The following is a 13,567-nucleotide window of genomic DNA, read 5'->3' as shown; positions in this document are numbered from 1 at the left end:
GACCCACTTCCCCACTCACTCCCCGACTGACCAAAGGGTTGCACCGCCATGAATGACAGCATCGTGATTTCTGCGAGTTGCGCTGATGTCGCGTCTCCTGCCCTCCTCCCATCCGCGGGACAGACGGCGGCAGCACCCTTTGGCACTTTTTCGGTTTTCAGCCTGGACCACACCGCTTTCGAAACGGCGTCGCCGGCCGAGCGCGGCCGTCACACGCGGGTGTCGCACCGCCTGTCGTCCTTGGTGCCGCGGCTGCTCGATCGTGCCGGTTTGGCGCCGCAGGCGCTGGCCGGTTCGTCATGCGGTATCGTTTCGGGCTCTGTCTATGGCTGTTCGCAAGTCTACGACATGCACAGGCGTCTCAAGCGGTTCGGACCGCGCGGTGTCGATGCGGTCCGCTTTGCCCAGGCGACCCACAATTATCCGGTTTCGGCATGCGCCATCGAATACGGGATCGAAGGTCCGTGCCTTTCGATTCTGAATGCCGAAACCGCGGGGCTGGACGCTCTGCAATGTGCGCATGACTGGCTTCGGGCCGGGCGCTGCACGCGGGTGCTGGTCACCGCCTACGAAGATTTTGCCTCGCCAACCGGCGACCACCTCGCCGGTCGCGCGCGGCCGCATCTCTGCTCCGGGCAAGGCTATGGCGAAGCGATGGTCGTCGTGCTTCTCGAAACCGCACGGGCCGCGGCCGCCCGGGGCCGGACCGATCTGCCGGTTCTTACGTCGATCGGCACCGTGCCGCCGGCCAAGCCGGGTCTCTCGGTTCGGGCGGATAGCGAAACAACTCAGGGCTTTGCCCCAAGAAATCTCGACTTTCTCGGTGCCGGTGGCCTGTTGGCCTTGCACGACCTGCTGAACAGCCCCGCTGCGGGCCAGCCGGGTCGGGTGCAATGGCGCATCGCCGCGGCCGCCCAAGGCGTCAGCGGCGTGGCCGCCGGCATCGGGATTGGACAAATGGAAGACTGCTTATGACCCGTTCTGTCGTCGTGACCGGGCTGGGCGTGGTGACTCGCGACGCCGCCTGCCTTGCCGAATTCCAGCAGCTGCTCGATCGCGGCGGATCAGAGCCGGACGCGCCGAAGCAATTCGATACCGAGCGCTTCCGCGCCCGCCGCGCGCATGCAACCGACCCCGATACGACGCGCGCGGCACTCTACACCGCCCTGTCCGCCGGGCGGTTGCCGCCGCTCGAAGAACCGGAGATCGCCTGTGCGGGGCATGGCTTGCTGGCTGCGCTCGAAGCCATCGACCAAGCCGGCCTCGCCAGTTCGCCGCGAACCGGGATGGGGTGCGCCGTGGCAACCACGTCGGGCGGGCTCATGGACCGGTTCAGCGATGCGCTGGACGACAACCGGCGCGGCGACGGCGCTTTGGTCACACCGGCCAGCACGGCGCAGGTTCTGTCACGGGTCTTTGGCTTGTCGGGGCCGGTCTGCGCCTTCTCCTGCGCCTGCATGTCGTCGCTTGCCGCCTTGTCCTACGCCATGGCGCGGATCACCTCCGGCGATGCGGATATCATGTTGGTCGGCGGATCGGACCGCATGCGCGAAGCCGACTTCGCCGGGTTCAACGCGTTGCGCGCGATGGATCGCGACCGCTGCCGCCCCTTCGACAAGACCCGCCGGGGCATGATGATCGGCGATGGTGCGGCCATGCTGGTGATCGAAGACGAACATCACGCACGCGCCCGTGGGGCAAGGCCGCTGGTGCGTCTCGAAGGCATTGGCCTGTCGCTCGACAGCCACCACATCACCAGTCCGGACAGCCGCGGCCTTGTCCGTGCGATGCAACAGGCGCTGGCGCTGACCGGACGACGCCCGAACGAGATCGGCTATGTCAATTGCCACGGCACCGGCACGCCGCTGAACGACGCCGCCGAGGCCGACGCGCTGAACCAGGTCTTTCCCGCAGGTGTGCCGCGGCCCGTAGTCAGTTCAACCAAGGGCGCGACCGGTCACTTGCTTGGAACCGCGGGCGCCATCGAAACGGTCGCGACCATTCTGGCGCTGGCCAAGGGCGACACCCCGGTCATGGCCACCACACGAGAGCCCGAGGATATCGGGTTTCGGCTGCCGGTCTTGCAATCGGATGGGCGCATCTCGGGCGAGGTGGCGATGAAGAACTCGCTGGGGTTCGGCGGCTTGAACGGCAGCCTGATCCTTGAACGTCTCGAAATGGGAGAGCCGTGATGCGCGCGATCCGTAGCCTTTTGCCGGCAGGGGCCGGATCGTCCTATCGGTCCGACTTGATGCAACCGTTGCTCGAAGCGCTGGAACAGTGGGCGCCGGCGCTGAATGCCGGGTGGCGCGAGGACGACGAGACCGGCAGCTTCGGCGAGGCCCGCTGGCGGGCCTTGGTCGAGGCCGGGTTGACCGGCCTTGTCACCAGCGAGGATTTCGGCGGCCTGGCTTTGTCGGTTCAGGAATTGACCGAGTTGCTGGAGACGCTGGGCTATCTTTGCGAGGATGCCGGTCTTGGATTTTCGCTTGCCACGCATCTGTGCAGCACCTGCCTGCCGGTCGAGAAGTTCGGCAGCGCCGATATGCGGGCCGAGTTGCTGCCCTTGCTGGCGCAGGCAGACCGCGTCGGGGCGCATGCGATCACCGAACCCGACAGCGGCTCGGACGCATTTGCGATGAAGGCGACCGCCACGCGGGACGGCGATCACTACGTTCTCAGCGGCGAGAAATGCTTTATCTCGAACGCGCCCATTGCCGATATCTGCGTCGTCTATGCCCGCACACATCCGACAAAGGGTGCGTTGGGCGGGTTTTCTGCCTTTGCGGTGGATTGCGACAGTCCCGGTTTCGCCATCGGCAAGAAACGCAGCAAGATGGGTCTGCGCACGGCGCCCATGGCGGATCTCTATTTCGATGAGGTCAAGGTGCCGGCGACGCGCCTGATCGGGCGGGAAGGGCAGGGCTTTGCGATTCTGGATCATGTGATGCGGTGGGAAATCCTGTGCGTCTTCGCATTGCAGGTCGGCGAGATGCGCCGCCAGCTTGACCGCTGTATCCGCTATGCCAAGGAGCGCAGGCAGTTCGGCGCGCCGATCGCCAGTTTCCAGGCGATTTCCCATCGCGTCGCCGACATGCACATGCGCCTGCAATCGGCGCGTAGCTGGCTGGCACGGATGGTGCGCGCGATGGAAGGCGGCGGCCAGGCATCGCTGGAAATCGCTTCGGCCAAACTGGCCATATCCGAGGCCCACGTCGCCAACTCCATCGACGCGATAACGCTGCATGGCGGTTCCGGCTACATGACCGAGACCGGGATCGAATGCCACCTGCGAAACGCCGTGGGAGGGCTGATCTACTCCGGCAGCTCCGACATCCAGAAAAACCGCATCGCCGCCATGCTTGGCCTTTGACCCGAGGACCCGACCCATGTTGCAGAAGAACACCTTCGACATCCACGGCACCCACGCGTTCTATCGCCGTCTGCGCGCGGAAATGCGCCACATGCCGCACGCCGTGGTGCACGGCTCGGATGGCAGTGCCATGACCTATTCAGCGCTTCTGGACCGGTCCGACCTGATCCGCGAACGCCTGCCCGGACCGGGGCGGAAGGCCGAGGAAAGCATTGCGATCTGCGCCGCCAAGAGCCCCGATTGCCTGGCCGCGGTGCTGGCGGTGCTGAGCACCGGCCAAGCCTATGCGCCCTTGGATCCGACGCACCCGGTTGCCCGGCTGACGACGATTCTCGACGATCTGCAGCCCGGCGCTGTGATCGTCGATGCCAGCACCCATGACATGATCGCGCCCTGGGCACGCGCGCAACAGATCCCCCTGGTCGATCTGTCCTGCATGCCCGAGCGGGAATTCTCGACGCCGATCCGCCCCGTCGCGGTCGCGCAACAGGATCTGGCCGCGCTGTTGCATACGTCCGGCTCCACCGGCAAGCCCAAGCGGGTCGAGATCGAGGCGCATGCGTTGAACCTGTTCCAGGATTGGGTGGTCGAGGAACTGAGCCTGCGCATCGACGATTGCGTGCTCAGCCACGCGCCCTTCGCCTTCGATCTGTCCTTTCTCGACATCTATGCCACGCTGATGGCCGGGGCCGGCCTCGTGTTGGCCGATGCCCGCACCGCGCGCAACGGCGCGAGGCTGTGCCAGTTGATGGAACAGGCCGGCGTGACCGTGTGGCATTCGGCACCGTCGGCACTGAAACTGCTGGCCGAAAGCGCCGGCGACCAGGTCATGCCGTGGATGCGCTGCGTGTTGTTCGCCGGCGAACCGATGCCCGCCCGCGTGCTGAAGCGGCTGTTCGCGATATTCCCCAATGCGCGGTTCCTGAACATCTACGGCTGCACCGAAACCAACGACACCTTCTTTTACGAGGTGCCGCGCCAAGCCACTCCGGACCCGCTGCCGCTGGGCCGCAAGCTGCCTTACGTCGACTTCCTGCTGGTCGACGCCGAGGACCGGGAAATCATCGGCGCGGGCGAGGGCGAATTGTGGGTGCATTGCCCGACGATGATGCGGGGCTACTCCGACCCGGAATTGACGGCACGCGCGCTGGTTTGTCTGAACGGACGGCAATACTACCGCTCGGGTGATCTGGTACGGCGCGACGCCGCGGGGATGATCCACTTCGTCGGACGGATCGACACCGTGGTCAAACTGAGCGGTGTGCGCGTCGACCTGAACGAAGTCGACCAGGCGCTGGCCGCCTATCCCGGCGTCGACGAGGCGCTGTGCTTCGTCACGCGCTCGGGCGACGGGACGGTTCTGAACGCCTGGGTGACCACCCAGTCGGACGAACTGAACAGCCTCGATCTGCGTCTGCACCTGATGAAAACGCTTCCTGCCGCCGCGATCCCCCGCAATTTCACGATTTCCCTGCTGGCGGTTCCGCGGAACTCCAACGGGAAAGCCTGCAGGCGTCTTCTGGCGCAGAACTGCGACCCCGCCGCCGCATGACGGCATTCCCAGACAGACCAATATCTTTTCACAAGGAGACCACCCCATGTCATTCCAAGCCTTGCGCATCTTCATCGCCGAGGAATTCGCGCTGGACATCCCCGCCGACCGGCTGACCCCCGATCTCGACCTGATCGAGACCGGCATCGTCGACAGCCTGGGCGTGCTCAAGCTGATCGCTTTTCTCGAAGGCGAATACGACCTGACCATCACGCCCGACGAGCTGGATGCCGATCTCTATCGCAGCATCGGACAGATCGAAGCCTTGGTTGCGTCCAAGCGCGACGCGGCTGCAGCCGCCTGACGGCAGGCCCGATCATCAAAGGAGTGAAGACCATGACGCCGGAACGCACCGCCGCGCATCTGATCGCGGGCCAGATACCGACCGAAGAGCAGATGCGCGCGTATTGGCGGGCAACCGACGAGGGTCTTCGCCCCCGGGCCGAAACCGTGGCCGTGCTGGCCGCGCTTTCGGCCCGACCATCGGATACCGGCCTCATGCGCAGCTTCGTGCAATATGTGCGCGACAGCGCGCCGCCGGTCGCGCTGCGCTCGGCGCGGCAGGCGGTGAACATCGTCGGAACCGGTGGCGGGATATCCACCTTCAACATCTCGACCAGCGCGGCTTTCGTCGTCGCGGCCGCCGGTGGACAGGTCCTGAAGTCCGGGTCGTCGGCCTATTCGTCTTCGGTGGGATCGGGTGACATTCTGAACGCGCTCGGCCTGTCTGGCGCCAAGTCGGATGACGTGACCGATGCCATGCTCGCCGAAACCGGACTGGCCTTTGCGGCGCAGGGCCGGTACGCACCCATCTGCAAAAGGCTGGCGATCGCGGCGATGCCGCTGAACTTCAAGGTGATCGGGCGTTTCGTGAACGCGCTTGGTCCGCTCATATCACCCTACCGGATGCGCGCGCACGTGATCGGGACCGCGACGCCGACGCTGTTTCGGCAAATTCACGGGGTTGCGGCCTCTCTGGATATTCCCGCGCTCGTGGTGCACGCGCATTTGGGCGTCGACGAGTTGCTCAGCATCTGCCCCAACACCTGCCAGTGGAGCAACAGGCCCAGCCCGTCGTTGCTGGACCCGCGCGAACTGGACCTGCAACCCGGAACCCCGGATGCGTTGGCCGGTGGCGACCTGCAGACCAACATCGCATTGATGACCGCGCTGCTGAAAGGCAAGGCGGGGGTGGTGGCCACCCAGACCGTCGCTTTGAACGCCGGCGCCGCGCTTTATGCGGGCGGTGCTGCGCCCGACCTTGCAGCCGGAACGCAGCTGGCACTGACCTGCCTGGCCGATGGTGCGCCCTACGCCAAGCTGGAACAGGCCCGCGCCTTCCTGAAACAGCAAGCCCCCAGGGTGGAGTGCGTGGCATGAGCCCGTCGTTTCACGATGCGCTGGCGAATGCTGCAGCCCCGCTGATCGCCGAAATCAAACCACACTCGCCCAAGACCGGCCCGCTTCTGGCGGGTCGGCGCGTTGCCGATATTGCGCGCGACTACGCCGCGGCGGGGGTGGGCTGCCTGTCGGTAACCACCGGCGCCTGGCACGGCGGCGACCCGGCGATGATCGCCGAGATGGCGGCCACCGGTCTGCCGGTGCTGCGCAAGGATTTCATCACGTCGCAAAGACATCTCGAGGAAAGCCGCGCGGCCGGGGCCGCGGCGGTGCTGCTGACCTGTACGCTCCTGCGCCGGGCCGACCTGGTGCGGCTGGCCGATGCCGCGCTTTGCCTGGGCCTGACCCCCTTCGTCGAGGCCGCCAGCGCACGCGAACTCGACGGGCTGAGCCTGCCGGATGGCGCGATCCTGGCAATCAACAACCGCAACATCCGCGGCAAGGAAACCGACGATGGCGGGGTCGAGCAAAGCGAAGAGTTGTTTTCTCTCGCGCGCAGCCGTCATGCCGGTCTGCTGGTCAGCGCCTCTGGCTTCATGAAACCCTCCGACGTCGAGCGTGCCATGGCCGCCGGTTTCGACGGCGTTCTCGTCGGCACGGCGCTTTTGTCCGGACCCGACCCGGTCGGGATGACCGTGCGGCGGTTCCTGCAGGCAACGAACAGCAGGGCGGTTCCGGCTTGAGATCCTCCATTCCGGTCCCCCCGCCGGTCGGGGGAGAAACCATCGCGATATACGGAACGCCCGAAAGGCCGGGTTTGGTACTGTTCCAGTGCCTGAGCCGTCGTGGTTATCTGCCGATCCTCGTTACCGGCCATCGCGAAGCGCTGAACCTCAGCGACTGGTCGCTCGCGTCGGCCTTCGTTCTGATGGACAGCCTGCCCGTGCCCGCCGCCTTGTCGTTTTGCGAGGATCTGCGTCTCGGCAACCGAGTGACCCCGGTGGTCGCCGTCCTGAACGACGCCACCCGCGACAGCGGGATCGATCTGCTGGAATGCGGCGCCGATCATTTCATTCTACAACCCCTGCGGATCGACGGCCTTCTCAGGACGCTGCGCACGATCGCCTGGCGCAAGCTGTTTCCGGCCGGGTCGACTCTGGTCTGAACGTTCCGGGAACACCGAAGGGCCCGGCAGGATTTGCCGGGCCCTTCGATGTTTGTCCGAAACTGTCCGGTCAGGCCATGTGTTCGACGATCCAGTGCCGCCAGGGACCAAGCTGCTGCCGGTTGACCCAGAGAAAGAGCCCGAGACCCAGCCCGGCGGCGGCGATCAGGAACGGCAGCCGAGGCCCGCCGATGCCAAAGCCGAAGGCCAGTGCCGATGCACCGACCTGACCGGCATAGAGCGCCGAGGCGATCAACCCCGCGGCGGCATGGGCGGTGTCGGGTCCGCATTGTGCAAGGATGCGTTGCACCGTCAGCGGCAGAAGCGCGCCGAAACCCGCCCCGATCATGCCCGCGGCCAGCAGAAGCGCGGGAACCGAGGTGCCAAGCCCGAATTCGAGCAAACCCAGCAGCAACAGTGCCAGGCCGCCGGCCTCGACCACACGGTCCGACGCCGCCTGCCTCAGCCCGCCGCTGTTCCACGACACCAGCCCGCCGATCAGCGTGGCGCTGGCGATGGTCAACCCGGCCAACGAAGGAAAGCCGCTCAACGCCGGCATGAAAGGCGCCTGGACGGGAACGAGATAGAACGCGGTCATCGCGACACCCAGCGTCACGATCGGCGCACGGATCGCCGCCAGATCGGGCCGCTTGTCGGGCAGGGCAGTGGGCGCCGGCCAGGCCATCCGCGCCGCTTGCCAGGCCACGGGCAGGGCCAGCAGATACAGCAGGAACGGAACGCGCCAACCCAACTGGGCCAGAACGCCGCCGGCCAGCACGAACACCACGCCGCCCAACGTGTTGATCGCGGATTGGCGATCGATCACTTGCGCACGTTCCGGTCCCCGGAACAGCGTTGCCAACGCGGCAGTGGCGAAACACAGCACCGCGGCCGTCGACACACCCAGGCCGATCCTGCTGGCCAGCAGCCAACCATGGCTTGTGGCCAGCCCGCCCAGCACCCCGAATCCAGCCAGGGCACAAAGGGCGGCGGCAAAGCCCCTGCGCTGATCGAGACCCGCTGTCCGACGTCCGATCCACGGGCCCAGACCCATGATCACGATCGCCGGCAGGACGAGCGCCAGGCGCCCCCAGAACCCGCCCCCCACCGCACCGGACAGCGCCAGGTCGATGGCCGGGATCGCCGGGGCGATGGCCGCGCCGCTCATGACGCCGCAAGCGCCCGCGGCCCAGATCACCGCGCGATGATCGATACCGGTCATGCCGCGGCCGCACTGCTCTGTGACGGCGCAGTCACCAGCCGCTGAACCGCAAGGTCGGCCGAGGTCAGGCAGCCCTCCATCGTGTGGCCTTCGAGGTAGTCGCCTGCAATCTCGAAGCCGTGGATGCCGTCCACGGCGCGCAGGATGTCGCGCTTGACCGCAGTGAAATAGGGCGCGTAGCCGCAGATCCCGCCCGGATGGCGCGCGACATGCACCTGCAGGCGCTTGGCACTGATCGGCAACCGCTTGGAAAAGGTCTGCTCGGCGATCCGGACCAGCTCGGCATCGGAGCGGTCGAGGATATCGCGGGCCGCCTTGCCCGACAGCGTGTAGCGCACGTGATGCGGAGAATGCAGGCGGTTGGCCGAGCAATGCCCCAGCGGCGCGCCGGGTTCGAACATGATCGAATGTACACCGTCGCGGAAAACCGGCGCGTCGTAGACCGCGTTGACCAACGCCAGCGGGTAGTAGCGCAGCCGGTCAAAGGCCACGCGGCCATAGGCGGGCAGGTCTATCAACTGCCGCAAGACGTGGGCAGGAACAGCGGAAATCACCCGGCGCACCGGTTCCATGCGGGTCCCCGTTTCGTCTTGCACCTCGATCCCCGAGACATGACCGTCGAAGAGCTTGATCCGGGTGACGCGGGCGCCGAACCGGATCGTCTTGCCCGCCGCGAGGCTGTCGTGGAACCGTCCGATGCCGCCGGCGACTGCGTGGTGCGATCCCTTGCCGAAGCCCGAGGCGAACAGCATCATCAGCGACGGGTGAAGCTCGGACGGCTCGGCGCCGCCCATGATGATCGAGAACAGGCGCAACGGGCCTTCGTTCAGGCGCGCGGTGAAGTGTCGGTCGATCGTGGCGTGGTCCCAGCGGCGTTCGACCTCTTCGATCAGGCCCGAGGAATAGTTCAGCCGATCCGCGTTCTGCCTTGCATAGGTCAGGAAATTGCGGAATTGCAGCGCACCGCGCGGGCCAAGCGCCGAGGCCAGGCGCAGGTCGCCGGTCAGTGTCTTGGATTTCTCCAGCGCCACCAGCTTGTCGCGCAGAACGATGTGAAATCCCGGATGCTGATCCTCGAATTCGGTGATCCCGAATTCGTCCAGCAAGGCGTTGAACCGTGGCCAGGCGCTGGAAAAGTTCTTGCCGCCGATCTCGAAGGCGTGCGCGCCCTGGCGAATGCAGGCGGCGCGGCCGCCGACATGGCTGCCGGTTTCGTGGATGACGCTGGGTATGCCGCGTTTGGCAAGGTAATGCGCGGCGCCAAGGCCGGACACCCCTGCGCCGATGATGTGAACGGGGTCCATCAGCTTTTCTCTCCTTCGGATGGTTTCGACCGGGCAGTCACGCGGGCGGTCTGGATTGTGCATTTGGCGACCGGGCGCTGTGCCGCGTAGATCCACGCGCTCCGCGACATCCGCCCCGGTCCGGTGGGTAGAAAAGCGCGCGCGCCGCGCAGGAAAACGCCCTCTGACAGGTCGGATAGCGGAACGGTCTGCTCGATGGAGACGCCTGTGAGAATGTCGCGCATGCGCCGGTCGCCATCTTGTGTGGCGTTGAGATAGCGCTGAACCTGCATGAAGGCCTCGAGCAGGTAGAGCGGGTGCACGGTCTGTGTCGTGTCGGCGAACAGGCAGGTGCCGGACATCGGCAGAAGGCGCGCTTCGACCTGTCGGTCGTCCAACGCCGGCGTGGTGATCAGCACGTTTTCGGGCCGCAGTTTGTTGAGCGGTTCACCGGGACAGGGCGGCAGGGCACGGGCCGGGTCGGCATCCCAGATGGGCCGCGCGCGGACCGGACAGACCTGCCGGGTCAGTTCGACCTCGATCCGCGCGCACAGCTTGCCTTTCTGGGTCAGGATGACGGTGCATTGCCGGCGGCCATTGCGGTCTTCGCTTCGGGTGTCCAGCAGGATCGGGTCGTCGAAAAAGGCGTAGCGGATGAGATCGGCCCGGATCGCGCTGACGAAACACGGCTCTTGCGCGCAATCCTGCGCAGCTTGCACGGCGCCTTCCAGCAGGAGCAGCCCGGGAACATGATCGAGGGGATGATCGAAAAAGAACGGATGGTCCCTGTCGACGATCAGCCGGGCGGCGCCCGGACGGTCGTCCGGGGAATAGGTCAGAACCGTGTTGCGGGTATCCAGACGGCGGTCCAGCGCGCTCATGGCCGGGTCTCCTCTTGCAGGTCGGCGATGAAAAGAGCGGCGCGTTCCACCGGATCCTGCCCCGTTTCCAGGGCGTTCTCGATCACGCCGGACACCGCGCTTCCGACGATCGCGATGTCGCAACCGGCCCGGAAGGCGCGGCCGACGTCACTGGGCGTCTTCAACCCGAAGCCAAGCGCCACCGGCAAGGCACTGTGGGCGCGCAGCGCGTCGATCTGGCAAGACAGGTCGCTTGGGTCGACGGCGCCGCCGGACCGGCCCCAGGTCGACACCAGGTAGATGAAGGCCGACGCCCGCGCGATGACCTGCTGGCGGGTCTCGGGCATCGCGTTGGCGTAGATCGTGCCGACGACCGGCAGACCTGCCAGTTGCGCGGCGGAATGGAATCGCTGGGACAGAACCGGGGGCAGCCCGTGGGGAAGCACACCGGCAAAGCCCGCCTCGGCCGCCATCGTGAACAGCCTTTCAAACCCGAAGGGGCGCAAGGTGTGGCTGCTGTCGGCCAGCAGGATGATGCGGATGTCCGCCGTGAATTCGGCTGCCATGCGGATCACCGCCGCCGGCCCCGCTTCGTCGCGCAAGGCCCGCTCATGGGCGCGGATCAAGGCGGGTCCATCGGTGAACGCGTTCCTGAAGGGCAGGCACAGTTCGACCATGCCGACCCCAAGACGGACGCATTCGCGCAGCAAGGCACGGGTGGCATCGAGCGAAGGATCGCCGGCCATGATCAGCGGGCACAGCGTCGGTGGAAGGATGCGGCCCGGCGACAGGACCGGTCCGGCGGCGATGCATTCGGATATCTGGTTCATCAAGCAGCCTGGAAAAGGTTGGAGGGAGAGGAAGCAAGGACCAGCAGACGCGCGGCCTTGCGGTGGATGGCGCCGCCCTTGAGGCGGGCCGCGGAGTCGACATCGACGGCTTCGAACCGCTCGTCTTCGGCAAGTTCGCAGATGCGCGTGGCGGTCAGGCCGCCGGCCAGCCAGATCCGCGCCCCGTTCAGCCGTTCGCGCCAGCGGTCGGCCTGTTGCGAACACAGGCTGACCCCGCTCGATCCGATGGCCTGGCGCCCGCCGAACCGGTCGATCAGGAACACGTCGCTGCCGGCGTCGCGGTAGGAATCGATCAGCCGTTCGAGCGGGCAGCCACCGTGATCGTCGACATGCAGCGTCTTGATCAGGGTCATGCCCTTGTCTTTCAGATAGGCGATGTCGCCCGGTGGGTTGAAACCGTGCAGTTGCACGTGGCGGACATTGGTCATGCGCAGAAGCGACCAAAGATCCCGCACGGGCCGTTTCACGCAGACCGCTACGGGCATCACCGTCTGGCAGCTTTCGGCAAGCTCCATGAAGCGCGCGTCGTTCAGGTTTCGGGGGTGGCCGTCGATCCCGGTCCAAAGTCCGGCATAGCGCGCGCCTTCCTCTTCCAGGATATCCAGTTCGGTCCGATTTGTGATCCCGCAGATCTTCAAATCCATATTGATCTCTCCTGAATACTCAATTTGGAGCGTATTTTCCGTCATTGATGCTACTGATTTGCCAGGTAACGTTGTGTTCAAAATTTCGGGGATTTTTTCCCACCATCACACTCTGCCATGTCACGGAATATTACGTGACGTTGCGTAAGGTGAGCTGACCAAGCATCTGTAATTAATAAGATTATCGCCTCGACACCCTGTGCATCACAAGGGTCGGTGGTCACTCTGGGCCATTCTCCGCCACAAAGGCGAATACACTGTGTGAAATGTCCAGAATACGGAACCAAACGCCGTTTTTATTTGAGCGCGGTTCAGATCACATTGGCGTTGGAATGAAAAACCACAGTTCCACCGCCAATCTGAACGGAGAATATCGAACATGTTTCCCAAGAATCGCAAATCGCTTTTCGCATTCGCCACCGCCTCGGTTGCCCTGCTGGCCGGAATGGCCCAGGCCGAAGGCGGCAAGCCGCTGCTGGACCCGGCGACGCCGACCTCGCCGGTCATCACCGATTGCCGTGCCGTCATGGAAGGCGTGCAGAACCGCTACAACGGCTACGACAGCTGGCGCATCGTGCACATGAAGATCACCGATGAAACCGGCGCCGTGAAAACCCGCCGTATCGCCGCGGCCCACAAGAACGACGGCATCAACCGCCGGCTTCGGTCCTATGTGTTCGATCCCGAGGAACTGGCCGGCGTCGAATCTTCGGTCCGCGACAGCTTTGAAAAGGGTCTGCCGGACAAGGTCTGGGTCTATCTGCCTTCGGCCGACAAGATCATCGACGTCAAATCCGAGGACCTCAGCCAGCGTCTCTACGGCTCGGACCTGGCCGTGGGCGAGATGCTGATCCGCCAGGCCGACGACTACGATTGCGAAATGCTGGGCGTGGGCGAATTCCGCGGCTACCCGGTGTACAAGATCTACGTCAACCCGCGCACCGAAGACGAAGTGATCCGCCTCGGGCTGCGCGACGGCGAATTGTGGGCCGATACCGAAACCTTCATGCCGATCTACTCCAGCTTCAACGCCGACGCGCCGAACGAACAGCGCGTGCTGGAAACCCTGGACCTGCGTTGGGTCGACGGCGTCTTCGCCCCGGCCCGTTATCGCGTGTCGACGATCAAGGAAGGCCGCGTCGTGTCCTTCTCGGATTTCGAGACCGAAGGCGAGGCGTTCAATATCGGCCTTCCGAGCCGTTGGTTCGAGCTGGATGACCTGTCGAACCCCGACAGCGATTTCAAGGACTTCCGCAGCGAAAACATCATCAACTGA

At 65.3% G+C, this 13,567-nt stretch carries 14 protein-coding genes; 9 read left to right on the top strand and 5 right to left on the bottom strand.

Annotated features, from left to right (window positions below):
- Nucleotides 1-48: 48 nt before the first annotated feature.
- The 8 genes from KUH32_RS00160 to KUH32_RS00125 all read left to right on the top strand — a co-directional run bounded on the left by KUH32_RS00160 (nt 49) and on the right by KUH32_RS00125 (nt 7,431).
- Nucleotides 49-975 (top strand): beta-ketoacyl synthase N-terminal-like domain-containing protein, encoded by a 927-nt coding sequence (locus KUH32_RS00160; protein ID WP_217776058.1) that lies wholly within the window; start codon nt 49-51, stop codon nt 973-975.
- A complete protein-coding gene (locus KUH32_RS00155) occupies nt 972-2,192 on the top strand; it encodes a beta-ketoacyl-[acyl-carrier-protein] synthase family protein (protein WP_217776057.1) in 1,221 nt (406 codons plus the stop codon). Before KUH32_RS00160 ends, KUH32_RS00155 begins: the two co-directional genes overlap by 4 nt.
- The gene (locus tag KUH32_RS00150) at nt 2,192-3,373 is read left to right on the top strand and encodes an acyl-CoA dehydrogenase family protein (RefSeq protein WP_217776056.1); all 1,182 of its coding nucleotides are present in this window, start codon (nt 2,192-2,194) and stop codon (nt 3,371-3,373) included. Before KUH32_RS00155 ends, KUH32_RS00150 begins: the two co-directional genes overlap by 1 nt.
- A gap of 16 nt (nt 3,374-3,389) precedes the next feature.
- Nucleotides 3,390-4,925, top strand: coding sequence for an AMP-binding protein (locus KUH32_RS00145; protein WP_217776055.1), 1,536 nt, complete (start codon nt 3,390-3,392; stop codon nt 4,923-4,925).
- Between the two features lie 46 nt (nt 4,926-4,971).
- The gene (locus KUH32_RS00140; RefSeq protein ID WP_217776054.1) at nt 4,972-5,229 is read left to right on the top strand and encodes an acyl carrier protein; all 258 of its coding nucleotides are present in this window, start codon (nt 4,972-4,974) and stop codon (nt 5,227-5,229) included.
- A 32-nt stretch (nt 5,230-5,261) separates the two neighbouring features.
- Nucleotides 5,262-6,305 (top strand): hypothetical protein, encoded by a 1,044-nt coding sequence (locus KUH32_RS00135; RefSeq protein ID WP_217776053.1) that lies wholly within the window; start codon nt 5,262-5,264, stop codon nt 6,303-6,305.
- Nucleotides 6,302-7,009, top strand: coding sequence for an indole-3-glycerol-phosphate synthase (locus KUH32_RS00130; RefSeq protein ID WP_217776052.1), 708 nt, complete (start codon nt 6,302-6,304; stop codon nt 7,007-7,009). Before KUH32_RS00135 ends, KUH32_RS00130 begins: the two co-directional genes overlap by 4 nt.
- Nucleotides 7,010-7,083: 74 nt before the next feature.
- Complete coding sequence (locus tag KUH32_RS00125; protein WP_217776051.1) at nt 7,084-7,431, top strand: response regulator; 348 nt, start codon at nt 7,084-7,086, stop codon at nt 7,429-7,431.
- 70 nt (nt 7,432-7,501) lie between these two features.
- Here KUH32_RS00125 and KUH32_RS00120 read toward each other — a convergent pair whose 3' ends face one another.
- The 5 genes from KUH32_RS00120 to trpF are packed head-to-tail and all read right to left on the bottom strand — an operon-like array spanning nt 7,502 to nt 12,291.
- Entirely contained in the window at nt 7,502-8,653 is a 1,152-nt protein-coding gene (locus KUH32_RS00120; protein ID WP_217776050.1) for an MFS transporter, read from the bottom strand.
- The gene (locus KUH32_RS00115) at nt 8,650-9,957 is read right to left on the bottom strand and encodes a protoporphyrinogen/coproporphyrinogen oxidase (RefSeq protein ID WP_217776049.1); all 1,308 of its coding nucleotides are present in this window, start codon (nt 9,955-9,957) and stop codon (nt 8,650-8,652) included. The genes KUH32_RS00120 and KUH32_RS00115 overlap by 4 nt, the downstream gene beginning before the upstream one ends.
- Entirely contained in the window at nt 9,957-10,817 is an 861-nt protein-coding gene (locus tag KUH32_RS00110) for an AfsA-related hotdog domain-containing protein (RefSeq protein WP_217776048.1), read from the bottom strand. Before KUH32_RS00110 ends, KUH32_RS00115 begins: the two co-directional genes overlap by 1 nt.
- Nucleotides 10,814-11,626: a tryptophan synthase subunit alpha gene (gene trpA, locus KUH32_RS00105; protein WP_217776047.1), complete on the bottom strand. Its 813-nt coding sequence runs from the start codon at nt 11,624-11,626 to the stop codon at nt 10,814-10,816. The genes KUH32_RS00110 and trpA overlap by 4 nt, the downstream gene beginning before the upstream one ends.
- Nucleotides 11,626-12,291 carry a phosphoribosylanthranilate isomerase gene (gene trpF, locus KUH32_RS00100; protein WP_217776046.1) on the bottom strand — a complete coding sequence of 222 codons (666 nt, stop codon included), beginning with the start codon at nt 12,289-12,291 and terminating at the stop codon, nt 11,626-11,628. Before trpF ends, trpA begins: the two co-directional genes overlap by 1 nt.
- A gap of 379 nt (nt 12,292-12,670) precedes the next feature.
- Between trpF and KUH32_RS00095 the strand changes: the two genes are divergently transcribed.
- A complete protein-coding gene (locus KUH32_RS00095) occupies nt 12,671-13,567 on the top strand; it encodes an outer membrane lipoprotein-sorting protein (RefSeq protein ID WP_217776045.1) in 897 nt (298 codons plus the stop codon).

The organism is Thalassococcus arenae, from assembly GCF_019104745.1.
Taxonomy (GTDB): domain Bacteria; phylum Pseudomonadota; class Alphaproteobacteria; order Rhodobacterales; family Rhodobacteraceae; genus Thalassococcus_B; species Thalassococcus_B arenae.
The sequence above is the reverse complement of the archived record's forward strand: the minus strand, read 5'-3'. Positions and strand labels throughout refer to the sequence as shown.